This is a genomic window from Paenibacillus macerans, from assembly GCF_900454495.1.
GTDB classification, from domain to species: domain Bacteria; phylum Bacillota; class Bacilli; order Paenibacillales; family Paenibacillaceae; genus Fontibacillus; species Fontibacillus macerans.
On record NZ_UGSI01000002.1, the window covers coordinates 965,001 to 988,246 of the forward strand.

General features: G+C 54.9%; 22 protein-coding genes and 2 rRNA genes (1 of these 24 only partly in view). 23 read left to right on the forward strand and 1 reads right to left on the reverse strand.

Annotation, left to right across the window (positions count from 1 at the left end; all coding sequences use genetic code 11):
* The 9 genes from DYE26_RS27280 to pssA all read left to right on the forward strand — a co-directional run.
* Positions 1 to 1,826 (forward strand): 23S ribosomal RNA (locus tag DYE26_RS27280) (it extends 1,106 nt beyond the left edge of the window).
* Between the two features lie 198 nt (positions 1,827 to 2,024).
* Positions 2,025 to 2,141, forward strand: a 5S ribosomal RNA gene (gene rrf, locus DYE26_RS27285).
* 769 nt (positions 2,142 to 2,910) lie between these two features.
* Positions 2,911 to 3,369, forward strand: coding sequence for a CtsR family transcriptional regulator (locus DYE26_RS27290; protein ID WP_036619456.1), 459 nt, complete (start codon positions 2,911 to 2,913; stop codon positions 3,367 to 3,369).
* 46 nt (positions 3,370 to 3,415) lie between these two features.
* Positions 3,416 to 3,940 (forward strand): protein-arginine kinase activator protein McsA, encoded by a 525-nt coding sequence (gene mcsA / locus DYE26_RS27295; RefSeq protein WP_036619458.1) that lies wholly within the window; start codon positions 3,416 to 3,418, stop codon positions 3,938 to 3,940.
* 12 nt (positions 3,941 to 3,952) lie between these two features.
* Positions 3,953 to 5,011: a protein-arginine kinase McsB gene (mcsB, locus tag DYE26_RS27300; RefSeq protein WP_036619460.1), complete on the forward strand. Its 1,059-nt coding sequence runs from the start codon at positions 3,953 to 3,955 to the stop codon at positions 5,009 to 5,011.
* Positions 5,012 to 5,043: 32 nt separating this feature from the next.
* A complete protein-coding gene (gene clpC / locus DYE26_RS27305; RefSeq protein WP_036619462.1) occupies positions 5,044 to 7,488 on the forward strand; it encodes an ATP-dependent protease ATP-binding subunit ClpC in 2,445 nt (814 codons plus the stop codon).
* Between the two features lie 248 nt (positions 7,489 to 7,736).
* Positions 7,737 to 9,104 carry a DNA repair protein RadA gene (radA, locus tag DYE26_RS27310; protein ID WP_036619463.1) on the forward strand — a complete coding sequence of 456 codons (1,368 nt, stop codon included), beginning with the start codon at positions 7,737 to 7,739 and terminating at the stop codon, positions 9,102 to 9,104.
* A gap of 13 nt (positions 9,105 to 9,117) precedes the next feature.
* Positions 9,118 to 10,194 carry a DNA integrity scanning diadenylate cyclase DisA gene (gene disA / locus DYE26_RS27315; protein WP_036619465.1) on the forward strand — a complete coding sequence of 359 codons (1,077 nt, stop codon included), beginning with the start codon at positions 9,118 to 9,120 and terminating at the stop codon, positions 10,192 to 10,194.
* Between the two features lie 52 nt (positions 10,195 to 10,246).
* The gene (pssA, locus tag DYE26_RS27320) at positions 10,247 to 10,975 is read left to right on the forward strand and encodes a CDP-diacylglycerol--serine O-phosphatidyltransferase (protein ID WP_036619466.1); all 729 of its coding nucleotides are present in this window, start codon (positions 10,247 to 10,249) and stop codon (positions 10,973 to 10,975) included.
* A gap of 337 nt (positions 10,976 to 11,312) precedes the next feature.
* Here the strand turns inward: pssA and DYE26_RS27325 are convergent, their stop codons facing one another.
* Positions 11,313 to 11,708, reverse strand: a complete 396-nt coding sequence (locus DYE26_RS27325) for a nucleoside triphosphate pyrophosphohydrolase family protein (RefSeq protein WP_036619468.1) — start codon at positions 11,706 to 11,708, stop codon at positions 11,313 to 11,315.
* A 207-nt stretch (positions 11,709 to 11,915) separates the two neighbouring features.
* Between DYE26_RS27325 and DYE26_RS27330 the strand changes: the two genes are divergently transcribed.
* The 14 genes from DYE26_RS27330 (at position 11,916) to nusG (ending at position 23,164) form a co-directional block, all read left to right on the forward strand.
* Positions 11,916 to 13,004 carry a PIN/TRAM domain-containing protein gene (locus tag DYE26_RS27330; RefSeq protein ID WP_036619470.1) on the forward strand — a complete coding sequence of 363 codons (1,089 nt, stop codon included), beginning with the start codon at positions 11,916 to 11,918 and terminating at the stop codon, positions 13,002 to 13,004.
* A gap of 75 nt (positions 13,005 to 13,079) precedes the next feature.
* Positions 13,080 to 13,838 carry a 2-C-methyl-D-erythritol 4-phosphate cytidylyltransferase gene (ispD, locus tag DYE26_RS27335; protein ID WP_036619472.1) on the forward strand — a complete coding sequence of 253 codons (759 nt, stop codon included), beginning with the start codon at positions 13,080 to 13,082 and terminating at the stop codon, positions 13,836 to 13,838.
* Positions 13,839 to 14,195: 357 nt separating this feature from the next.
* Positions 14,196 to 14,684 (forward strand): 2-C-methyl-D-erythritol 2,4-cyclodiphosphate synthase, encoded by a 489-nt coding sequence (ispF, locus tag DYE26_RS27340; RefSeq protein ID WP_036619474.1) that lies wholly within the window; start codon positions 14,196 to 14,198, stop codon positions 14,682 to 14,684.
* Between the two features lie 128 nt (positions 14,685 to 14,812).
* A complete protein-coding gene (gltX, locus tag DYE26_RS27345) occupies positions 14,813 to 16,276 on the forward strand; it encodes a glutamate--tRNA ligase (protein ID WP_172531734.1) in 1,464 nt (487 codons plus the stop codon).
* Positions 16,277 to 16,483: 207 nt separating this feature from the next.
* Complete coding sequence (locus DYE26_RS27350; protein WP_036619478.1) at positions 16,484 to 16,870, forward strand: hypothetical protein; 387 nt, start codon at positions 16,484 to 16,486, stop codon at positions 16,868 to 16,870.
* A 138-nt stretch (positions 16,871 to 17,008) separates the two neighbouring features.
* Positions 17,009 to 17,668 carry a serine O-acetyltransferase gene (cysE, locus tag DYE26_RS27355; RefSeq protein WP_036619481.1) on the forward strand — a complete coding sequence of 220 codons (660 nt, stop codon included), beginning with the start codon at positions 17,009 to 17,011 and terminating at the stop codon, positions 17,666 to 17,668.
* 119 nt (positions 17,669 to 17,787) lie between these two features.
* Positions 17,788 to 19,194, forward strand: a complete 1,407-nt coding sequence (gene cysS, locus DYE26_RS27360) for a cysteine--tRNA ligase (protein ID WP_036619482.1) — start codon at positions 17,788 to 17,790, stop codon at positions 19,192 to 19,194.
* A 125-nt stretch (positions 19,195 to 19,319) separates the two neighbouring features.
* Positions 19,320 to 19,751: a Mini-ribonuclease 3 gene (locus DYE26_RS27365; RefSeq protein ID WP_036627484.1), complete on the forward strand. Its 432-nt coding sequence runs from the start codon at positions 19,320 to 19,322 to the stop codon at positions 19,749 to 19,751.
* A gap of 56 nt (positions 19,752 to 19,807) precedes the next feature.
* Positions 19,808 to 20,560, forward strand: a complete 753-nt coding sequence (gene rlmB, locus DYE26_RS27370) for a 23S rRNA (guanosine(2251)-2'-O)-methyltransferase RlmB (RefSeq protein ID WP_036619483.1) — start codon at positions 19,808 to 19,810, stop codon at positions 20,558 to 20,560.
* 5 nt (positions 20,561 to 20,565) lie between these two features.
* Positions 20,566 to 21,087: an NYN domain-containing protein gene (locus DYE26_RS27375; RefSeq protein ID WP_036619484.1), complete on the forward strand. Its 522-nt coding sequence runs from the start codon at positions 20,566 to 20,568 to the stop codon at positions 21,085 to 21,087.
* A gap of 158 nt (positions 21,088 to 21,245) precedes the next feature.
* A complete protein-coding gene (gene sigH, locus DYE26_RS27380) occupies positions 21,246 to 21,899 on the forward strand; it encodes an RNA polymerase sporulation sigma factor SigH (RefSeq protein ID WP_371861015.1) in 654 nt (217 codons plus the stop codon).
* A 345-nt stretch (positions 21,900 to 22,244) separates the two neighbouring features.
* On the forward strand, positions 22,245 to 22,394 hold the full coding sequence (gene rpmG, locus DYE26_RS27385; protein WP_082207653.1) for a 50S ribosomal protein L33: 150 nt from the start codon (positions 22,245 to 22,247) through the stop codon (positions 22,392 to 22,394).
* A gap of 21 nt (positions 22,395 to 22,415) precedes the next feature.
* On the forward strand, positions 22,416 to 22,607 hold the full coding sequence (secE, locus tag DYE26_RS27390) for a preprotein translocase subunit SecE (protein WP_036619486.1): 192 nt from the start codon (positions 22,416 to 22,418) through the stop codon (positions 22,605 to 22,607).
* Between the two features lie 23 nt (positions 22,608 to 22,630).
* The gene (nusG, locus tag DYE26_RS27395; protein ID WP_036619487.1) at positions 22,631 to 23,164 is read left to right on the forward strand and encodes a transcription termination/antitermination protein NusG; all 534 of its coding nucleotides are present in this window, start codon (positions 22,631 to 22,633) and stop codon (positions 23,162 to 23,164) included.
* Positions 23,165 to 23,246 lie beyond the last annotated feature (82 nt).

Here is a 23,246-nt window from a genome sequence, read left to right on the forward strand (position 1 = left end):
TGTTGGCTTAGAAGCAGCCACCATTTAAAGAGTGCGTAATAGCTCACTGGTCGAGTGACTCTGCGCCGAAAATGTAACGGGGCTAAACACACCACCGAAGCTATGGCTTGATGCTTTGCATCAGGGGTAGGGGAGCGTTGTGTATGCGTTGAAGGTGTACCGTAAGGAGCGCTGGAGAGTACACAAGTGAGAATGCCGGTATGAGTAACGAAAAGATCAGTGAGAATCTGATCCGCCGAAAGCCTAAGGGTTCCTGAGGAAGGTTCGTCCGCTCAGGGTAAGTCGGGACCTAAGGCGAGGCCGAAAGGCGTAGTCGAAGGACAACAGGTTGAAATTCCTGTACCACCGTAATCCGCTATGAGCGATGGGGTGACGCAGGAGGGTAGTGACGCGGGGCGATGGAATGCCCCGTCCAAGCAGTGAGGCTGGTGTGTAGGCAAATCCGCACACCGTAAGGCTGGGCTGTGATGGGGAGGGAAAATTTACAGTACCGAAGGTCATGATCTCACACTGCCGAGAAAAGCCTCTAGCCAGGAGAAGGTGCCCGTACCGCAAACCGACACAGGTAGGCGAGAAGAGAATTCTAAGGCGCGCGGAAGAACTCTCGTTAAGGAACTCGGCAAAATGACCCCGTAACTTCGGGAGAAGGGGTGCCCCGGTAGGGTTTATAGCCCGAGGGGGCCGCAGTGAAAAGGCCCAAGCGACTGTTTAGCAAAAACACAGGTCTGTGCGAAGCCGCAAGGCGAAGTATACGGGCTGACGCCTGCCCGGTGCTGGAAGGTTAAGGGGAGCGGTTAGGGGTTAAACCCGAAGCTGTGAACCGAAGCCCCAGTAAACGGCGGCCGTAACTATAACGGTCCTAAGGTAGCGAAATTCCTTGTCAGGTAAATTCTGACCCGCACGAATGGCGTAACGACTTGGGCGCTGTCTCAACGAGAGATCCGGTGAAATTTTAATACCTGTGAAGATGCAGGTTACCCGCGACAAGACGGAAAGACCCCATGGAGCTTTACTGCAGCTTGATATTGGACTTTGATACGATTTGTACAGGATAGGTGGGAGCCTAGGAAGTGGGAGCGCAAGCTTCCATGGAGGCGCCGTTGGGATACCACCCTGATCGTATCGGAGTTCTAACCCGGTACCGTAAGCCGGTACGGGGACCGTGTCAGGCGGGCAGTTTGACTGGGGCGGTCGCCTCCTAAAGAGTAACGGAGGCGCCCCAAGGTTCCCTCAGAATGGTTGGAAATCATTCGCAGAGTGCAAAGGCAAAAGGGAGCTTGACTGCGAGACTGACAAGTCGAGCAGGGACGAAAGTCGGGCTTAGTGATCCGGTGGTACCGCATGGAAGGGCCATCGCTCAACGGATAAAAGCTACCCTGGGGATAACAGGCTTATCTCCCCCAAGAGTCCACATCGACGGGGAGGTTTGGCACCTCGATGTCGGCTCATCGCATCCTGGGGCTGAAGTAGGTCCCAAGGGTTGGGCTGTTCGCCCATTAAAGCGGTACGCGAGCTGGGTTCAGAACGTCGTGAGACAGTTCGGTCCCTATCTGTCGTGGGCGCAGGAAATTTGAGAGGAGCTGTCCTTAGTACGAGAGGACCGGGATGGACGCACCGCTGGTGTACCAGTTGTTCCGCCAGGAGCACAGCTGGGTAGCTAAGTGCGGACGGGATAAGCGCTGAAAGCATCTAAGCGTGAAGCCCCCCTCAAGATGAGATTTCCCAATTAGTAAGACCCCTTGAAGACGACGAGGTTGATAGGCCTGAGGTGGAAGTGCAGCAATGCATGGAGCTGACAGGTACTAATCGGTCGAGGGCTTATCCAAAACTCTACCCACCAAAGTGACGTGAAGCTTCGAAGCTGAGTCCGAGTACTTTGGCGGGGCCCAAAAATATACCCCAAAAAGTGACGCGAGGCTTCGTAGGTAATTCCGATTACTTTTCGGGGACCCCGGGAACTGAATAGGGGCTAACACGCAAATCAAGTTTCGTATCCAGTTTTCAAGGATTAACGCCTTGAATCGTTTGGTGGCGATGGCGGAGGGGTTCCACGCGTACCCATCCCGAACACGACCGTTAAGCCCTCCAGCGCCGATGGTACTTGGACCGAAGGGTCCTGGGAGAGTAGGACGCCGCCAAGCATGAAGAAGAGCACCGCCGATCACTCGGCGGTGTTTTTTGTATTTTCGGAATGCTGCAGCGGGATGAGATGGATAGGGTACTAAGTTATACAGCAGACTCCGAGAGGATATTTCCGACTTTTTTTAAAACCCAGCTTTTCGAATCAATACTGTTGCCCACCTATTGCCCATCGGAACTCTAACGGTTGCAGCAGCGGCTATTTTACGAAAAGGGGCCTTATCCAAATTCTAACGGTTGTGAGCGCCCTTATCTGCCTGAATTTAAGCAAAATCAGCCGGATTTCAGTGAAATAAGCGCCGTGGCATCCGTTACAGTTTGAAATCCAACGTTTTTGGAATAAATAGCGGTTGTGGCAACCGTTAGAATTGTTTCGTGGTCGGAGATGTATCTGTCAGACCAGAATTTGATGCAATATTAGCGGGAAATCCCCGGGTAATGACGTTTAATGTCATTTGGGGGCAAAAGGGGCCAAGCTTGTTTCGCTAAAATGTCGAAAAACCGATTAAGCAAGTCCAATGGGCCGGATACTGCGTTTTTCGCTTTTTTGATGCCCCTGGAGCACGAATATTTTCGCCGCTGGTCGATCACACTGAAATTGATTGCGGAAACCCTCTTGGCAAATGATCAAAATATGGTATAATGAGAATAAAGTCAAAGAAAGTCAAAGTCAACAGAAGCCCGGTGGCGGCATATTCTGCTGATAGCCGGTAGAACAGTACAGCATGAGTTTTTAGGAGCTTCACGTTTGGAACAATGGAGGATGAGTGAATGCGTAATATCTCAGATATCATTGAAAAATATCTCAAGAGTATTTTGCATGAAAGTCCTGAAGGAACGATAGAAATTCAGCGTAACGATCTTGCCGACCAGTTTTCCTGCGTGCCGTCGCAGATCAATTACGTGATCAGCACACGGTTCACGCTGGAGAAAGGGTACCTTGTCGAAAGCAAGCGCGGCGGCGGCGGTTACGTGCGGATTCGGCGGATTGAGCTGCCGGGTCCAACCTCGCTGCACACCCACCTGCAGCAAACGATCGGGGACGAGATCGGGCAGACCGCGGCCGAAGGGCTCATTTATCAACTGGAAGAAGCCCGGTTCTTAAGCCGCCGGGAAGCGGCGCTGATGCGTTCCGCCATCTCCCGTGACGTCCTGGCGATCAAATTGCCGTACCGCGACCAGATTCGGGCAAAACTAATGAAAGCGATGCTGATTGCTTTGTTGAGTTAGGGTGAGCGGAGGTTATTAGCAGTCAATCCATAAAGGAGGGACACCTATGCAATGTCAAGAATGCGGCAAGCGCCCGGCAACCCTGCATTTCACCAAAATCGTGAACGGGGAAAAGACGGAGTTTCACATTTGCGAGGCCTGCGCCCGTGAAAAAGGGGAGATGCTTCCGGGGACCTCGGGCGGTTTTTCGATCCACAACTTGCTGTCGGGTTTCCTGGATTTGAGCCCGTCAAGCAAAGGCCAGATTTCCGGAACCAAAAGTCCCGAAAGCGTACGCTGTGAAGAATGCGGCATGACCTACTCCCAGTTCAGCAAAATCGGCCGTTTCGGCTGCAGCTCTTGTTACAAATATTTTAACGACCGCCTGGACCCGCTCTTCAAGAGAGTTCACGGCAACACGGTCCATGTCGGGAAGGTGCCGAAGCGGACCGGCGGCCACATTCAAGTCAAACGCAAGCTCGACGATCTTCGACGCGAGCTGCAGTATCGGATCCTGCAGGAAGAATTCGAGGAAGCCGCAGCGCTGCGGGACCAGATCCGCGAGCTTGAGAAGAATATTTCCGCAGAGTAGGAGGGATGCAGGGTGTCAAAACTCCGTTTTACAGAACAGCCGCTAAGCGAGTGGATGAGACGGGAGGGCAAACAGTCGGACATCGTCATCAGCAGCCGGGTGCGGATCGCCCGCAACCTCCAGCACCAGCCTTTCCCGATGCTGGCCACCAACCAGCAGTCGGAAGAGGTGCTGAAGCAGCTGCAGACCGTGCTGTCCGACGAGCGCTTGAAGTCCTACGGCAAGCTTCATCCGGTCCTGCTTGCGGACCTCGACGAGCTTGACAAACGGGTGTTGGTGGAAAAGCACCTGATCAGCCCCAACCTGGCGAACGAATCCAGAAGCGGGGCGGTGTTCATCAGTGAAGACGAAAGTCTCAGCATTATGGTGAACGAAGAAGACCACCTGCGAATCCAATGTTTGTATCCGGGATTCCAGGTGCAGGAGGCTTGGGAGAAAGCGACGGCGATCGACGATATTTTTGAAGCTCATGTCGATTACGCTTTTGACGATCGCCGCGGTTACTTAACCAGCTGCCCGACGAATGTCGGCACCGGCCTGCGGGCTTCGGTGATGATGCACCTTCCGGCATTGGTACTGACGCAGCAGATCAGCCGGATTTTGTCGGCGGTGTCGCAGGTGGGATTGACGGTGCGCGGCATCTACGGGGAAGGCAGCGAAGCGACGGGCAACTTGTTTCAAATCTCAAATCAGATTACACTAGGACAAAGCGAAGCGGAGATTATAGAAAATTTATACGGGGTTGTCCTGCAGATCATTCAGCATGAGAAAACGGCCAGAGAGAAGCTGATCGGGGAATCTCGGCTTCGGATGGTGGACCGGGTGATGCGCTCCTACGGGATTTTGTCGCACGCCGCCATCATCGATTCCAAAGAAGCCGCACAGCGGCTGTCCGACGTCCGGCTCGGCGTGGATCTCGGACTGATCGATTCGGTACCCACGGAGGTGCTGAACGAATTGAACGTGCTCACGCAGCCTGGTTTTTTGCAAAAGAAATTCAGCGGGAGCATGTCCCCGGGAGAAAGGGATATGTACCGCGCCAAACTCATTCGTGAACGAATGGGGAAATAAAAGGTAAATTAACTATGGAGGTGTAGGAGAAGATGATGTTTGGAAGATTTACGGAACGCGCCCAGAAGGTGCTGGCCTTAGCCCAGGAAGAAGCCGTAAGGCTTGGACATAACAATATCGGCACGGAGCACGTGCTGCTTGGCCTCATTCGCGAAGGCGAAGGCATTGCCGCCAAGGCTTTGATCGGGCTCGGACTTGGCCTGGAGAAAATCCAGGACGAAGTTGAAACCTTGATCGGCCGCGGACAAGAGCAGCCCACCAATATCGCCTATACGCCGCGCGCCAAAAAAGTAATCGAACTGTCGATGGACGAAGCGCGCAAGCTGGGCCATACTTACGTCGGCACGGAGCATATTTTGCTCGGGTTGATTCGTGAAGGCGAAGGTGTCGCCGCGCGCGTACTGAACAACCTTGGCATCAGCCTGAATAAGGCGCGCCAGCAAGTGCTGCAATTGCTCGGCAGCAGCGAAGCCGTCTCCAGCCATCACGGCGCGCCGGCCAATGTCAATACGCCAACCCTGGACAGCTTGGCCCGCGATTTGACGGCCTCCGCCAAGGAAGGTAACCTTGATCCGGTCATCGGCCGCAGCAAGGAAATCGAACGGGTTATTCAGGTGCTCAGCCGCCGGACGAAAAACAACCCGGTCCTGATCGGGGAGCCGGGGGTCGGTAAAACGGCGATCGCCGAAGGGTTGGCGCAAAAAATCATCAACAACGAAATTCCCGAAACGCTGCGCGACAAACGCGTCATGACGCTCGATATGGGCTCCGTCGTAGCGGGAACCAAATATCGCGGCGAATTTGAAGACCGCCTGAAAAAAATCATGGACGAAATCCGCCAGGCCGGCAACATTATCCTGTTCATCGACGAGCTGCATACGTTGATCGGGGCCGGCGGCGCGGAAGGCGCGATCGACGCTTCGAACATCCTGAAGCCGGCGCTGGCCCGCGGCGAACTGCAGTGCATCGGGGCGACGACGCTCGATGAGTACCGCAAGTACATCGAAAAAGACGCCGCGCTGGAACGGCGCTTCCAACCGATTACGGTCGACCAGCCGTCGGTGGAAGAAGCGATCCAAATTCTGCACGGGCTGCGCGACCGCTATGAAGCGCATCACCGCGTGAAAATCACCGATGAAGCGATTGATCAAGCCGTTAAGCTGTCCGACCGCTATATCCAGGACCGCTTCCTGCCGGACAAAGCGATCGATCTTATCGATGAAGCCGGGTCCAGAGTAAGGCTCAACACCTATACGGTACCGCCGAATCTGAAGCAGCTGGAAAGCCGGCTCGAGGACATCCGCAAGGAGAAGGACGCGGCCGTGCAAAGCCAGGAATTCGAAAAAGCGGCGGCGCTTCGCGATACCGAACAGAAGATCCGCGAAGAGCTTGAGCTGACGAAAAACCAATGGAAAGAAAAACAAGGCCGCACCGATTCCGAAGTGACGCCGGAAGATATCGCCCAGGTCGTCGCCAGCTGGACGGGAATCCCCGTGAACAAGCTGAAGGAAGAGGAAACGGAACGCCTGCTCAATATGGAGAGTATTCTGCATGAGCGGGTGATCGGCCAGGATGAAGCGGTGAAAGCCGTGAGCCGGGCGATCCGCCGGGCCCGCGCAGGCCTTAAGGACCCGAAACGGCCGATGGGTTCGTTCATCTTCCTTGGCCCGACGGGCGTCGGGAAAACCGAGCTGGCCCGAGCGCTGGCCGAAGCGATGTTCGGCGACGAGAACGCGGTGATCCGCATCGATATGTCGGAGTACATGGAGAAACATTCGACCGCCCGCCTCGTCGGAGCGCCTCCGGGATATGTCGGCTATGAAGAAGGCGGCCAGCTGACCGAGAAGGTGCGCCGCAAACCGTATTCCGTCGTGTTGCTCGATGAAATCGAGAAAGCCCATCCGGAAGTGTTCAACATCCTGCTGCAGGTGCTGGAGGACGGCCGGTTGACCGACTCCAAAGGCCGGGTCGTCGACTTCCGCAACACGCTGATTATCCTGACTTCGAACGTGGGCGCCGAAGCGATCAAGCGCAATACGCGCCTCGGCTTCACGGCGGTGCAGGATGCGGGAGCGGATTACGACAACATGAAGGGCAAAGTGATGGAAGAGCTGAAGAAGAGCTTCCGTCCGGAGTTCCTGAACCGGATCGACGAGATTATCGTGTTCCACTCGCTGGAGCAAGAGCATATCGGTCAAATCGTCTCGCTTATGTCCGAGGAGCTGCGCAAGCGGCTGCGCGAATACGACGTTGACTTTACGCTGACCGATAAAGCGAAGGAGTTCCTGGCCAAAGAGGGCTACGATCCCGCCTACGGGGCGCGGCCGCTGCGCCGGGCGATCCAGAAGCACATCGAGGACCGCCTGTCTGAAGAGCTCTTAACCGGCAACGTCAAGAAAGGCGATTCGTTGACGATCGACGAACAGAACGGCGAATTGACCGTAGAGCGCACAGGAACTTTTGTCAAAAATGCGTAAATCTAGGCTAAAAAGTCCTTGACTTTTAGGTAAGGCCTAAAATAGAACCATGTTAAAGCCGATGAAATATATGAAAGGCAGCTTCCAAGCGGTGCTTTGGAGCTGCTTTTTTTCATCCAGTTTCTTTTTTTGCAAAGGCTTTAAAAACTTTACGTGAATTCTCAAAGAATGGTAAAATTTGAATATACATCAGCGGAACCGGATTTGCAAGATTTGTCATATTTTGCGTCGATGAGAAGGAGAGATAAATGGTTAAAGTAAAAACAAAGTTTTTTTGCGGCGAATGCGGCTACGAATCGCCCAAATGGTACGGCAAGTGTCCGGGGTGCGGCGCGTGGAACTCAATGGTGGAGGAAACGGTGAAAACCGTCAAAACGCAAGGGCTGAATTCCGGGTTATTTCATGCGAAAGAAAAGCCGCTTTCGATCATAAATATAGAGAGCGGCAAGGAACCCCGGATTCAAACGGGAATCGGTGAGCTGAACCGGGTGCTTGGCGGGGGAGTTGTCCCCGGGTCGCTGGTGCTCGTCGGCGGAGACCCCGGAATCGGCAAATCGACGCTGCTGCTGCAAACGTCTCATGAATTGGCCCGGTCCGGGCTTAAAGTATTGTATATCTCGGGGGAGGAATCCGTACGCCAGACCAAACTGCGGGCGGAGCGTCTCGGCGCGCTTTCTCCCGAACTGTTCGTTTTGTGCGAAAGCAGCATGGACGGCATCGAAGAGGCGATCGAAAGCGTTGCGCCGGATTTTCTCGTCATCGACTCGATTCAGACGGTGTACCTGCCGGAAGTGACCAGCGCGCCGGGCAGCGTATCGCAGGTGCGGGAATGCACGGCCCGGTTCATGCGCATCGCCAAAGGGCAGGGAATCGCCACCGTGCTGGTCGGACACGTGACCAAGGAAGGCGCGATCGCCGGCCCGCGGCTGCTTGAGCATATGGTTGACTGCGTGCTTTATTTTGAAGGGGAACGGCATCACTCTTACCGCCTGCTGCGGGCGGTCAAAAACCGTTTTGGCTCGACCAACGAAATCGGCATTTTCGAGATGAATGAATCCGGCCTGACCGAGGTCGCCAACCCGTCGGAGCTGTTCCTGTCGGAACGGCCGCTTGGGGTGGCGGGCTCCACGGTCGTGGCCAGCATGGAGGGAACGCGGCCGATGCTGGTGGAACTGCAGGCCTTAATTGCGGCCACGCATTTTCCCTCCCCGCGCAGGATGGCGACCGGCGTGGATCATCAGCGCATGAACCTGATTCTAGCCGTGCTCGAAAAAAGAATGGGCATGTTCCTGCAAAATCAGGACGCCTACGTCAATCTGGCCGGCGGCGCCAAGCTGGATGAACCGGCGGTGGACCTGGCGATCGCCGTCAGCGTGGCGTCCAGCTTCCGCGATATACCGACCAAGCCGTACGACGTCATATTCGGAGAGGTGGGCTTGACCGGCGAGGTAAGGGCGGTGTCCCGGGCCGAGCAGCGGGTCAAGGAAGCAGCCAAACTGGGCTTTAAGCGGGTGATTTTGCCGGAGAAGAGCATGAAAGGATGGAAAGGACCGCAAGGAATCGAGTTGATTGGCGTAAATACCGTTGCAGATGCGCTAGCTGTTGCGTTAGATTAGGGGGCATTGAATGATGAAAGAAACTACCCAAACGGAAAAAATGAATGAATTGCTGAGGCTAGTCGCTCCGGGGACGGCCTTTCGCGACGGGCTCGAAAACGTGCTCCGGGCCAAAACCGGGGGGCTGATCGTCGTCGGCTACAGCCCGGAGGTGATGGAGGTCGTGGAGGGGGGCTTCTCCATCAACTGCGACTTTTCGCCGAACTATCTCTATGAGCTCGCCAAAATGGACGGGGCGATTATCCTCAGCGAAGATTTAAAGCGGATTCTGTACGCGAACACGCAGCTGATCCCGGATTCCTCCATCTCCTCCGCGGAAACGGGGATACGTCACCGCACCGCCGAACGGGTGGCCAAACAGACCGGCAAGCTTGTCGTTTCCATCTCCCAGCGCCGCAACATCATTACGCTGTATCAGGGAAACATAAGGTACGCGCTTAAGGAAATCGGCGTTATTTTGACCAAGGCGAATCAGGCGATTCAAACGCTGGAAAAATACAGAGCGGTGCTCAATCAGGCTTTGACCAATTTGACCGCCTCCGAATTTGAGGAGCTGGTCTCATTGCCCGAAGTGGTGAACGTGATTCAGCGGGTGGAGATGGTGATCCGCATCAAGATGGAGATCAAGCGGTACATTAACGAGCTCGGGACGGAGGGGCGCCTGATCAGCATGCAGATGGAGGAGCTCGTCAGCAATATGGAGGAAGAAGCTTGGCTGTTGTATAAAGACTACGCCAAAGAAGACAGCGACGAGGCGATTCGCGAGATTATTTTGGGCCTCAAGCGGTCGACCGATGACGAACTGCTTGACGACAATCACATTACCCGGCTGCTCGGTTATCCCGCCGCGATGGCGACGTCCGAGGAACTTATTTCTCCGCGCGGCTACCGGGTGCTGAATAAAATCCCGCGTCTGCCGAACGTGATCATTCACAATTTGGTGGAGCGGTTCCATCAGCTGCCGAACGTCATGATGGCCAGCATCGAGGAGCTCGACGAGGTGGACGGGATCGGCGAAGTTCGGGCACGGGCGATCAAGGAAGGGCTGAAACGCCTTCAGGAACAGGTATTCATTGACAGACAAATTTAATTCCCCTATCATCTGCAGATGATGTTCGGGAATATCTTTCGAGGTGAAAGAAATGTTTACGAAATCGATTCCTAACATGTTCACCTTGGGGAACATGCTGCTCGGAATGCTGGCGATCATAATGGCGCTGGAAGGACGTTACAGCTTAGCGGCCATTATGGTGATCGTCGCCATGCTGCTCGACGGATTGGACGGACGGGTCGCGCGGGCGCTGAATGCCCAAAGCGAATTCGGCAAAGAGCTCGATTCCTTATCGGACATTATTTCATTCGGCGTCGCTCCTGCACTGATTATGTATTTGGTCTCTTTTCCGGAACTTCAGCCCGGTTTGGCGTGGGTGGTGACGGCTCTTTTCCCGATGTGCGGAGCTTTGAGATTAGCAAGGTTCAACGTGCAAAAGGGAGCTCCGGGATATTTTGTCGGATTGCCGATCCCGGCGGCGGGCGGTGTGGCGGCCACCCTGTCATTGTTTAATAAAGATATCTCGGCGGTTTATTGCGCAGCGGCCATGGTTTTGTTGTCTTATTTGATGGTCAGCACCGTCAGGTATCCGAATTTCAAAAAAATCGGCCTGCCGAAAAAAGCGGTCGTATATACGCCCATCGTCGTCATCGCCGCCGTTGTGCTCGCCGTGGCATTTCCGGATCAGCTTTCCAAGCTGATTTTCATTCCGCTGCTGCTGTACGCCGCCTATGGACTGCGGCAAAATATCGGCAGGGCGCTCCGCCGTAAACGAAGAGACGAAAACGAAACGGAAGAATTGTATCGGCCGAAACGCTGATATGCGAAAAAAGGCATGGATCTCCGCCGGACGGAAGGATCGATGCCTTTTTAAGTATAAGTATGATAAGCGCTGCTGCGGTTGACTTTACGGCATGAGAAACCCTCTCTGTTACCAAATGCAAAAGCACAGTTCATTTATCGTAAATCTCCGTTTTTGGGCGATTGAAATGCAAAAGCACATCTGAATATCGGTAATTTGAAGAAAAAGTGGCTTTTAACCGGAAATGAACTGCACATTTGCATTTGACGAGCCGATTCAGGGGCACTTAGGCGAAAAAGGCCTGCACTTTTACATTTCGTGGATTGTTAAGCGCCTTAGTGTCACCGGCAGCCCCTTACGATAAATTAAAAAGTCCCAACGTGGCGCATTTCTGGGATTCCCGCTCGATGATCTCGTCCATTTGAATCCCGAGCAAATTGCAAAGGGCGGACATATAGAAAAGGTTGCGTCCGAGCTCATTGATAATGGCGTCTTTGCAGTTTTCGCATAACTCGCCATGAACATGCTTGGCAATCGTCTCTTTCGCGTGCTGCAAGTCCATGCCCGGCTCGAAATCCTGCTTGGTGGCATGCAGCTCGATGCAGCCGCATTCGGTGACGGACTTGGTCACGGAACGGACGGCGGCCGCGTTGGTTTGTCCCATTTTCGACAAAACATCCAGCAAACTGCGGTGACGGAGCAACAGTTCGGAAACTTGTTCTTGAAAAGACTGAAGGCTTGGTGCGCTCATTTTCCATCCACCTCAATATATATGAATTGAATTCATTATATGCCACATTTTCCCCACTTATCAACCAGAAATCCCATAGCGATGGGCCTTCTCCTTCATATCGGCCGTTTGCCGTTTTCCAAAAAAAGTTATCCCCCACCGATTACGTCTCCAAAATTTGGATCATACTGGATAACGAAGATAGTTATTCAGGAGGTGAAGATAGACGTGCTGAAAAAATACTTACGGATCGCAGCCGGCCTGTGCGGCGCATGGTTCGGGTACACCGAGGGCGGATTGCTGGGCGTAATGCCGGAACCGGTTCGTTCCTGGTCCGACGGCATGAGCCCTTTGGCGGTGAACCTGATCATGGCGGCTGCCGGAGCCGCGCTGTTCATGTTCCTGTTTTCGCTGGCTGCAGATGTCGTATCCGCGAGAATTAAAGCGTGGATCGCCGCGTTGACCCGGATTCCGATGAATGACATGGCGGCCGGCGCGACCGGATTGACTGCGGGACTTCTTCTTTCTTTAATGGTCTATCCGCTTGCGACCTGGCTCGGATCTCTGGAGAGCTTCGCCCGGTTCGCCGTATCGGCGCTGTTTGGGTACATGGGGCTTTGCGTTGGACTTGCCAAGAAGGAAGAATTGTCATCATTCTGGAAATCGGGAAAATGGGGAGGCACCGTCCCCGAGGATGAACACGGGTCTAAAGAACATAAAATTTTGGACACGAGCGTGATTATCGACGGGAGAATCGCGGATATCTGCAAAACCGGATTCATTGAAGGGACGATCGTGATTCCCGAATTTGTGCTGGAGGAACTGCAGCATATCGCCGACTCCTCGGATTTGCTCAAACGCAACCGGGGGCGCCGCGGCCTGGACATTTTGAACAAAATCCAAAAAGAGCTGGACGTTAAAGTCATGATTTATGAAGGGGATTTTGAGGAGATCTCCGAGGTTGACAGCAAGCTGGTCAAATTGGCCAAGGTGCTGCAGGGCAAAGTCGTCACCAACGACTTTAACCTTAACAAGGTATGCGAGCTGCAGGGCGTGTCGGTGCTGAATATCAACGATCTTGCCAATGCCGTGAAACCGGTCGTGCTGCCGGGCGAGGAAATTATGGTACAAGTCATCAAGGACGGCAAGGAGCATGGACAGGGCGTGGCTTATTTGGACGACGGCACGATGATCGTTGTTGAAGGCGGACGCGATTACATCGGGATGATTACGGAGGTTCTGGTGACCAGCGTGCTGCAGACTTCGGCGGGACGGATGATTTTTGCCAAGCCAAAACTGTTGGAAAAAGCCCAGTAATTCGGTATGATGGGAATAAAAGCGCCGGGGGCGGGCCCCCGCGTTTTATTCTGGGCTAAGGTGAGGCAGATTACGATGGCGGCTGGGCAAAAAGGAATTTTCGGAGCGGTGGTGGTGGCGGCGGGACGGGGAAGCCGGATGGGAACGCGCGAAAGCAAGCAGTATTTGATGCTTGAGGACAAGCCGATTTTCATCCATACCCTCGAGGCGTTCGACCGCCATCCCGAGATCGCCGAAATGGTGCTCGTCACCGGCAGGCAGGATGTGGACCGCTGCCGGTCCTGGATTGCCGAATTCGGCATGACCAAACAAGTGCAAGTAATTCCGGGCGGCGCCGAGCGTCAGCAATCGGTATACCAGGGGCTGCTGCATATCAGCGCGCCATGGGTACTGGTGCATGATGGCGTCCGCCCTTTTGTTACGCGGGAACAAATCAGCGCCTGCTGCGAGGCGGCCATCGAGCATGGAGCGTCCGTACTGGCCGTTCCGGTGAAGGATACGATCAAGCAGGCCGACGGCCGGGGCTGGGTCGCGTCTACGCTGGACCGCCGCGTGTTGTGGGCGATTCAGACGCCGCAGGCTTTTCGCCGGGACGATCTGCTGGCCGCGCACGAACGGGCCGAGCGGGAGGGCTTCACGGGCACCGATGACTCGATGCTGGTGGAGCGGCTTGGCATTCCGGTCAAGCTCGTTGAAGGCGCGTACAGCAATATTAAGATTACGACGCCGGAGGACCTGGACTATGCGGAGTTTATCCGCGGGAAGGAGCGCCCGCAAGGGGAGGGGCACCCAGAAGTGAGGGAGTGCCCGGAAGGAGGGAACACCCGGAAGTGAAGGAGCAATAGACTTGTTGTAGTCACAATACTTTCGGGATTTTCCGGTAGAAGTACAGGTTATCGATGGGGCTCCGGAGGCGGCGGAATTCTAACGGTTGCAGCAGCCGCTATTTTGCGAAAAAAGGCTTTTTTTATATTTTAACGGTTGTCAGCACCGTTATCGGCTTTAATTCGCAGGCGAAATAAGCGGCATGGCATCCGTTAGAACTTGAAAACAATGTTTTTGGGGCAAATAGCGGCTGTGGCAACCGTTAGAAAATTTTGTAGCTAGAAACGAAGCTGGTCAGATTTTTAGCAAACGTTAGTGCGTCGCTAGATGTGTTTTGTAAAAATTCGCAGGGAGAGGGATTCACACATGTTTATCGTGGGACAAGGTTTTGACGTGCATCAGCTCGTGGAGGGCAGGCCGTGCATCATCGGCGGAGTAACGATTCCGTATGAAAAAGGGCTGCTTGGACATTCGGACGCCGACGTGCTGCTGCATGCGGTAAGCGATGCGATATTGGGGGCGCTGGGGCTTGGGGACATCGGACGCCATTTCCCCGATACCGACCCGGCTTTTAAGGACGCGGACAGCGTCAAGCTGCTCGAACGCGTCTGGGAAATGGCCGTGGAGAAAGGATACCGGCTGGGGAACCTGGACGCCACCATCATTGCCCAGAAGCCTAAAATGGCGCCGTACATTCCGCAAATGGCGGAAATTATCGCCCGGGCGGTCGGGTCCGACCCGCGGCGGGTCAACGTGAAAGCCACGACGACGGAGCAGCTCGGCTTTACCGGGCGGGGCGAAGGGATTGCCGCCCAATGCATCGTTTCTCTTGTCTCCAATGGGGCGTCATTATAAGATTATCGAGTTTTGATATATAATACGTGTTTTCGCGATAAAAAGACGATTTTTGAACAACCTTTTATAGAGTTTTTGAGCGTGACTGTTTATAATCGTATACATCGTGTATTTATAGGGAGGGGATTGTGATGACAGAGGTTCGCGTGCGTTACGCGCCGAGTCCGACGGGTCATTTACATATCGGAAACGCCAGAACGGCGTTGTTTAATTATTTGTTTGCCAGACATCACGGCGGGAAATTCATTATTCGGATTGAAGATACCGACGTGAAACGGAACGTGGCCGGCGGCGAAGAAAACCAGCTGACCTATTTGAAATGGCTTGGCATGGATTGGGACGAAAGCGTGGACGTTGGCGGAGATTACGGGCCTTACCGTCAGACGGAGCGGCTTGATCTGTACCGTCCTCATGTGCAGGACCTGCTTGACCGGGGACTGGCTTACCGCTGCTATTGCACGGAAGAAGAGCTGGAAAAAGAGCGCGAAGAGCAGATGGCGCGGGGCGAAACGCCGCGTTATTCCGGGAAATGCCGCCATCTGACGCCGGAGCAGCACGCCGCTTACGATGCGGAAGGGCGGCCGTACAGCATCCGTTTCCGCGTCCCGGAAGGGCGCACCTTCGCGTTTGACGATTTGGTCAAAGGCACGATTTCGTTCGAGTCGGACATCAGCGGGGATTTCGTCATCGTGAAAAAAGACGGCATTCCGACCTACAACTTTGCCGTCGTGCTGGACGACCATCTGATGAAGATCAGCCACGTGCTGCGCGGGGAGGACCATGTATCCAACACGCCGCGCCAGCTGATGATTTACGACGCATTCGGCTGGGAGCCGCCGGTATTCGGGCATATGACACTGATCGTCGGCGAGAATCACAAAAAGCTGAGCAAGCGCGACGAATCGGTCATTCAGTTTATTGAGCAGTACGATCAGCTCGGTTATTTGCCGGAGGCGCTATTTAACTTTATCGCCCTGCTGGGCTGGTCGCCGGAAGGCGAAGAGGAGTTCTTCACCAAGGAAGAGCTGATTTCGATCTTTGACGCGGGCCGTTTGTCCCGCAGCCCGGCGGTTTTCGACACGAACAAGCTGGCTCATCTCAACAACCATTACATTAAAAACGCCGATTCCGAGCGGATCGTCCGCCTGGCCATTCCGCATCTGCAGAAGGCCGGCCGGCTGCCGGCGGAGCTGACGGCCGAGCAGGAGGCTTGGACCAAAGCGCTGGTCGCGTTGTACCAGGAGCAGATGACGGCGGCTTCCGATATCGTGGCGTTGTCGGAACTGTTTTTCCGCAGCGATCTGGAGCTTGAGGAAGAGGCGGCCGCCGTATTGGCGGAACCGCAGGTGCCGGCCGTGCTGAACGCCTTCCTCGCCAAGGTGGAAGGGCTGGGCGAATACACCGTGGAAAATATCGCCGCCGCGATCAAAGAGGTGCAGAAAGAAACGGGCAGCAAAGGAAAAGGCTTGTTTATGCCGATCCGCGTGGCGCTGACCGGTCAGATGCACGGCCGCGACCTGAACCAGACGATTTTCTTGCTGGGTCAATCCAAGGTTGCGGATCGCCTTAAGGAGCGGATCGCCCGCCTGTAGCTATACTAATCTGCGGCAGCCCCGTGTTTTTTTAATTCTTGTCAGTTCATGAGCCTTTAGGTAATATAAAGGCAGATATACAACATCATTTAAGGCGGGCGAAGCGACGAAAGGGAAGCTTGACGGCCGCCTTAATTTCCACCGGCATAGATCGGGAGAAGTACGCTTGGAAGCCGTATTCACCAGAGAGGATAACCGGGACCCTTCATGCGGACCGCGCACAGAAGAATCCAGGCTGGAAGTTATCCGGATACGCCCGGCGGAAATGCACCCGGGAGCTGCGGAAGCGAGCACGCCTTGACCGGGCGAGGTAGCTTCCGCCGTTTCGTCCGCGTTAAGGACGGCGAAGAGGGAGGGGGGGCCGCCGCTCTGCCGGCCGCTCAAGCGATGCTGAAGTTCGGCCCAAGCTTGGGGCAACACGGACCGCACCGGGCGCCTGTCCGGGCGGCCTGCGGCCTCGGGCGCTGTGCGCCTGGCGCGCTGGCGAAGGATTGTACGGCCGCCCCATCCGAAGCAGAGTGGAACCGCGCGCAAAGCGCCTCTGCAGCGAAAAGCTGCAGGGGCGCTTTTCTTGTTTCTGTGCACCGGTGCTGATTGGATACTTCCAATAGATCAGGCTCGTTAGGCCGCAAAATGGGGGGCGGAATCTATTGGAACTTTTCCAATCGGCTCTCGCGCTCGGGGCACCAATTGTGGATGATCGCCATAGGAAAAAGAAGGTGGGGGGAAGCTATGTTCAAGAGAGTCAGATCCGATATCCAGGCGGTGTTTGATAACGACCCGGCGGCAAGAAGCTGGTTTGAAGTGATTTTTACGTATTCCGGCCTGCATGCGATTTGGAGCCACCGGATCGCTCACTTCTTCTACCGCCGCCGCTGGTTTACGGTTGCGCGAATCATCTCGCAGGTCAGCCGGTTTTTCACCGGTATTGAGATCCATCCGGGAGCCCGGATCGGCAAGCGGCTGTTTATCGACCATGGCATGGGCGTCGTCATCGGGGAAACTTGCGAAATCGGGGACGATGTGGTTATCTATCAGGGAGTCACCTTGGGCGGAAGCGGCAAAGAAAAAGGCAAACGCCACCCGACGATCGGCAATAACGTCGTGATCGGGTCGGGCGCGAAGGTGCTCGGCTCGTTTAAAGTCGGGGATCAAGTGAACATCGGGGCGAACTCCGTCGTCCTGAAGGAGGTTCCTCCCGGCAGCACCGTCGTGGGGATCCCGGGGAAGGTGGTCCGTCTGGACGGCAAGCGGCTCGACCGCCTCAGCCATCAGCTGCCCGACCCGATGGTCGACGCGATGCGGGAAATGCAGCGGGAAATCGAAGCGCTGCGGGGCGAGGTCCGCGATTTGAAGCAGCGGCTGCGCGAGGAGCAGCCTTCGGAGCTGTAAACGCCGCGTGAAGAGCGGCCCTTTAACCGTAAGAACTCCGCTGGTCATGGGCGTTTCACATACGCTTCGAACCGAGTAGGACTTTTGTCGAATAACCTTCAGTCGAAAGGAAAGTGAGTATGGCACTGCAGATCTTTAATACGTTAACCCGGAAAAAAGAAGAGTTTGTCAGCATCACCCCGGGTAAAGTCAATATGTATGTTTGCGGACCGACCGTTTATGGTTATATCCATATTGGGAACGCGCGGCCGATGATTTTTTTTGACGTTGTACGCAGCTATTTGGAAAACCAGAATTACGATGTGAACTATGTCGTCAATTTCACCGATGTGGACGACAAGCTGATCCGCAAAGCCGAGGAGCTGGGCAAAACGGTTCCTGAAGTGGCCGAGATGTTCATTCGGGCCTATTACGAAGATTTGGAAGGGCTTGGCATTCGGCGGGCCACGGCGAATCCGCGGGTGACGGAAAATATGGACGTGATCATCGGCTTCATCCGCGATTTGGAGCAGAAAGGTTTTGCTTACGAGAACGGCGGGGACGTTTTCTTCCGCACCCGCAAGTTCCCGGAATACGGCAAGCTGTCCGGCCAAAACATCGATGAGCTGCAGTTCGGGATCCGGATCGATGTGGATGAGCGCAAGGAGCATCCGGAGGATTTCGTGCTGTGGAAAGCGGCCAAGCCGGGTGAAATCCATTGGACCAGCCCATGGGGCGAAGGGCGTCCGGGCTGGCATATCGAATGCTCGGCGATGTCCCGGCTTCTGCTTGGCGATACGCTGGACATTCACGGCGGGGGCCAGGACCTGCAGTTTCCGCACCATGAATGCGAGGTCGCGCAGTCGGAAGCGGCTACCGGCAAACCGCTGGCAAATTATTGGATGCATAACGGTTATATTAATATCGGCGGCGAAAAAATGTCGAAATCGCTCGGCAACGGGGTTCTCGTCAAAGATTTGCGCGAAAAATACAAGCCTGAAGCGTTCCGTTATTTTATGCTGTCGGCTCATTACCGCAACCCGCTGAACTTTACCGAAGAGACGATGGTTCAGGCGGAGCGCAGCGTGGAGCGGATCGGCAACGCGGCGAACAATCTTCGCCACCGCCTGCAAGGGGCCGGAAGCGGAGCCGATGCGGCGGCGCCGGCCTGGGAAAGCAAGCTGGAGCAAATCCGCGATACCTTCCATGCGAAAATGCAGGATGATTTCAATACGCCGGACGCGATTACGGCCGTGTTCGAGTGGGTCAGCGAAGTCAATGCTTTGCTGCAGCAGCCGGAAGTCGGGCGGGCCGACCTGGAAGCGGCGCTGCGGCTGTTCGACGAGATGAACGGCGTGCTGCGGATTGCCCCCGCGCCGGCGGAAGCCGAGCTGCTGGATGCCGACATCGAGGCGCTCATCGCGGAGCGGGCGGAAGCGCGGAAAGCCAAAAACTGGGCGCGCGCGGATGAGATCCGCGACCTTTTGGTCGCGCAGGGCATCGTCCTTGAAGATACGCCCCAGGGCATGAGATGGCGCCGGAAATGACGGGACGAGGCCAAACGGATAAAGAACGCCCGGCGGGCGAGGCGGCTGAGGCTTCGGCAATGGGGAGCGCTGCGGACGGTATTGCCGCCTCCGGCGCTGCCGGCCGCGCTGTCGCGCCGGCCGCCATTCCCCCCGCGGCGCCCCTGTGGTTCCCCGACGCGCCCTCCAAACCGGCGCGGCTGCTGCCGCCGCTGGCGCTCGCCTACATCGGAGACGCCGTGTTCGAGGTCGCCGTCCGCCAGCATGTGATGTCCCGCGCGAACCTGCGGCCGCATCATTTGCACCGGGAGTCGACGAGGTACGTCTCGGCCAAAGCGCAGGCGCAGCTGCTCGCCTTGCTGGAGCCGCAGCTGACCGAGGACGAAAGGACAATCGTTCGCCAGGGCCGCAACGCGAAGTCGGGGACGATCCCGAAAAACGCCGATGTCCTGGAATACCGGCACGCCACCGCCTTCGAAAGCCTGGTCGGCTACCTGTACTATACGGGCGCCCACGACAGGCTGCGCCAGCTGGTGGCCCAAGGCTTTGCGCATTTGGATAGCGGAAGGCGGGATTGACAACAGCATTATTTTCATAACAACGGGAGACTTATGCGCTCTCTGGGAGGATTACGATGGAGGATCAAGAATGGATCGGCGGCAAGCATTCGCTGCTTGAGGCGCTGCATGCCGGCCGCGCGATCAACAAAATCTGGGTGGCGGAAGGAGCCCAAAAACACCTTACCCAACCGATTTTGGCAGAGGCCAAAAACCGCGGCATCGTCGTCCAGTTCGTGGACAAAAGAAAGCTGGACCAAATGGTGCCGGGGCTGCAGCATCAAGGGGTGGTCGCCCAGGTCGCCCCTTATGCCTATGCGGAGGTAGACGATTTGCTGGCCGCTGCCAACGAGCGGGGAGAAGCGCCTTTTTTGCTGATTCTCGACGAAATCGAAGACCCGCATAACCTGGGTTCCATTTTACGGACCGCCGAGTGCACGGGCGTGCATGGCGTTATTATCCCCAAGCGTCGTTCGGCCGCCGTGACGGCTACGGTATCGAAAACCTCGGCCGGGGCGGTGGAATATGTTCCCGTCGCACGGGTGACGAACCTGGCGCAGACGATGGAACGGCTGAAGGAGGAGGGGATCTGGATCGTCGGGACCGACGTAAACGCCAAGCAGGACATGTATCAAGGCGGCGGCGTGCTGAACGGTCCGGTGGCGGTCGTCATCGGCAACGAAAACAAAGGGATGGGGCGCCTCGTTCGCGAAACCTGCGACGTGCTGCTGAAACTGCCGATGAACGGGCGGCTGAACTCCCTGAACGCTTCGGTGGCCGCGGGAGTCATGATGTACGAAGCGCTGCGCAGACGACGCGCCGAAGGTTAACGGGTATGCGCGACCTGCGCGACGTGCTGCTGGTTGACGGGTACAACATGATCGGCGGGTGGCCCGAGCTGGCCGAGCTGTCCAAGCGGGACCTGCAGGAAGCCCGCGACAGGCTGCTTGAGCGGCTCGCCGATTATCAGGCTTTTTCCGGAAGGAAAGTGATCGTCGTATTCGATGCTTACCGTGTGCCGGGACTCGGCAAAACCTTCGCCCAAAATAAAGTGGACATGTACTTTACGAAGGAGAAGGAAACGGCCGATGAATGCATCGAGCGGCTGGTCGGCGAATTCAGTCACCGGCGGCGGCAAATTTACGTGGCAACAAGCGACATGGTGGAGCAGCATGTGATTTTCGGCCAGGGGGCCCTGCGCATTTCGGCCCGGGAATTGTTGACTCAGGTGGAGCAAAGCGAACAGGAAATCCAGCGCAAAATCGCCGAACGAAGCGAGAAATCCAGCCGGAATACGCTGGATGCCAAGCTGAGTCCGGAGGTGCGCCAGCTGTTTGAAAGATGGCGCAGGGAATAAAAGGGCATTCTTTTATTCTCCTCCCAAATACTCTTGACAAAGTTCGACTTTACATCTTTTGGTACTTTTGTTGTTGACGCTTTTATGGACCTTCATATATACTGTTCGTATTACTTGACTGAGTGACGGGGTACCGTGCGTTGCAGCCGGAGGGATTTGTGGTGAGTGTCAAACTCGAATCATGGGTTAGGTTTGACTATGAGATCCAAAATGACGAAGACATTGTCGAGGCGGTCCGCGAAGGCGACAGCGACGCGCTCGAGTACTTGATCAACAAGTACCGGAGTTTCGTGCGCGCCAAAGCCAGGTCCTATTTTCTGATCGGAGCCGATCGCGAGGACATCATTCAGGAAGGCATGATCGGACTTTACAAATCGATCCGGGACTTTCGAGGGGATAAGCTGGCTTCGTTCAAAGCGTTCGCCGAACTGTGCATTACGAGGCAGATTATTACGGCGATCAAGACGGCGACCCGCCAGAAGCACATCCCGCTGAATTCCTATGTTTCCCTGGACAAGCCGATCTACGACGAGGAATCCGATCGCACTTTGCTTGACGTGATTTGCGGTTCTCAGGTGAGCGATCCGGAGGAGCTGATCATTAACCAGGAAGAGTTCAGCGGACTTGAGGACAAGATGTCCGAGATTCTCAGCGACCTGGAGCGGAAGGTGCTTATGTTGTACCTGGACGGGCGTTCTTACCAGGAGATCGCCGTGGACCTGAACCGTCACGTCAAATCGATCGACAACGCGTTGCAGCGGGTCAAGCGCAAGCTGGAACGATATCTGGAAGTTCGCGACGGCAGTATTTAAGTGCGGGAACTGATTATTTTTCATATAAAATCGAGTTCAAAAAGTGCTATAAAAAAAGAATAGACGAGGGCGCCTGTATGTAACGGGAGGCCCTTTTTTTGGAAAAGTCCGCCCGTTCGCAGGCTCTACGCTTAAGGCCGATTTGAGGGCGCAGGGTTTATCTTCCAAAATCGTGACCAATACTATAAATATTCGTAGGGGTTGGCTTGTTGTCTCGTTGACACGACTATGGCCATGTGATAAAGTGTTTTAGGTAGGCCTAAATTTGTGCTTGCATTTTTTAGAATGCCGAATTTTAGGTCAATATAGAGACGCTCATAAGAATGTCTTCGGGAGGTGCACATCATGCGGGTAATAATTACGTTGGCTTGTACGAACTGTAAACAAAGAAACTACACGACAACGAAAAACAAGCGTAACCACCCCGACCGCATGGAGATGAAGAAATTTTGTAAGTTTTGCAACGAGCAAGTTCTTCATCGCGAAACCAGATAGCCTTTGGAGGTGTAGTCGCGCATGAAACGCAGTTTCAAGTCGTTTTTTTCTTTTTTCTCTGAGAGCTGGGCTGAGCTTAAAAAGGTTCGCTGGCCTAATCGTAAAGAGCTGACTAATTATACGCTGATTGTGCTCGGTACAATTGTCGTTGTGGCGATTTATTTTTGGGTTCTGGACATCGGCATTTCTGCTGTGATCGAAGCGATAATTTAAGAAGGGTCCCTAGGTGGCTTGATATGGAAAAAAGATGGTATGTCGTTCATACCTATTCCGGGTATGAGAACAAGGTCAAAGCCAATTTGGAGAAGCGTGTCGAGTCCATGGGCATGGAAGACAAGATATTCCGCGTACTTGTTCCGATGGAAGAAGAAGTGGTGAACAAAGACGGCAAGAAGAAAACCGTCATGCGCAAAGTTTACCCGGGGTATGTCTTGGTGGAAATGATCCAAACCGACGATTCCTGGTACGTTGTCCGCAACACGCCGGGTGTCACGGGATTTGTCGGCTCCACGGGTTCCGGTTCCAAACCTACTCCGCTGCTTCCAGAAGAAGTGGAGCAGATCCTGCATCATATGGGCATGGAAGAGCCGAAGCCGGTGATCGAGTTCGAACTCAAAGAATCCGTACGCATCAAAGTTGGCCCGTTTGCTAATTTTGTCGGCTCGATTGAAGAGATTTTAACGGACAAGAGCAAGCTGAAGGTTCACGTCAACATGTTCGGCAGAGAAACCCCGCTTGAGCTGGATTACACTCAGGTGGAGAAGATATAATTAAGTGTTCAAAAGATGTTTTTTTTGAACTACTTCTAAAGGTTTCTTAGGGTTTCAAAGTGGGAGGAACTGTGTTCCGTCT

Bases quoted from the DNA above. Each gene is read 5' to 3' on its own strand.
- DYE26_RS27290 (WP_036619456.1), top strand. From the start codon at position 2,911: ATGCGTAATATCTCAGATATCATTGAAAAATATCTCAAGAGTATTTTG.
- mcsA (WP_036619458.1), top strand. From the start codon at position 3,416: ATGCAATGTCAAGAATGCGGCAAGCGCCCGGCAACCCTGCATTTCACC.
- clpC (WP_036619462.1), top strand. From the start codon at position 5,044: ATGATGTTTGGAAGATTTACGGAACGCGCCCAGAAGGTGCTGGCCTTA.
- radA (WP_036619463.1), top strand. From the start codon at position 7,737: ATGGTTAAAGTAAAAACAAAGTTTTTTTGCGGCGAATGCGGCTACGAA.
- disA (WP_036619465.1), top strand. From the start codon at position 9,118: ATGAAAGAAACTACCCAAACGGAAAAAATGAATGAATTGCTGAGGCTA.
- pssA (WP_036619466.1), top strand. From the start codon at position 10,247: ATGTTTACGAAATCGATTCCTAACATGTTCACCTTGGGGAACATGCTG.
- DYE26_RS27325 (WP_036619468.1), bottom strand. From the start codon at position 11,708: ATGAGCGCACCAAGCCTTCAGTCTTTTCAAGAACAAGTTTCCGAACTG.
- ispD (WP_036619472.1), top strand. From the start codon at position 13,080: ATGGCGGCTGGGCAAAAAGGAATTTTCGGAGCGGTGGTGGTGGCGGCG.
- ispF (WP_036619474.1), top strand. From the start codon at position 14,196: ATGTTTATCGTGGGACAAGGTTTTGACGTGCATCAGCTCGTGGAGGGC.
- DYE26_RS27350 (WP_036619478.1), top strand. From the start codon at position 16,484: ATGCGGACCGCGCACAGAAGAATCCAGGCTGGAAGTTATCCGGATACG.
- cysE (WP_036619481.1), top strand. From the start codon at position 17,009: ATGTTCAAGAGAGTCAGATCCGATATCCAGGCGGTGTTTGATAACGAC.
- cysS (WP_036619482.1), top strand. From the start codon at position 17,788: ATGGCACTGCAGATCTTTAATACGTTAACCCGGAAAAAAGAAGAGTTT.
- rlmB (WP_036619483.1), top strand. From the start codon at position 19,808: ATGGAGGATCAAGAATGGATCGGCGGCAAGCATTCGCTGCTTGAGGCG.
- DYE26_RS27375 (WP_036619484.1), top strand. From the start codon at position 20,566: ATGCGCGACCTGCGCGACGTGCTGCTGGTTGACGGGTACAACATGATC.
- rpmG (WP_082207653.1), top strand. From the start codon at position 22,245: ATGCGGGTAATAATTACGTTGGCTTGTACGAACTGTAAACAAAGAAAC.
- secE (WP_036619486.1), top strand. From the start codon at position 22,416: ATGAAACGCAGTTTCAAGTCGTTTTTTTCTTTTTTCTCTGAGAGCTGG.
- nusG (WP_036619487.1), top strand. From the start codon at position 22,631: ATGGAAAAAAGATGGTATGTCGTTCATACCTATTCCGGGTATGAGAAC.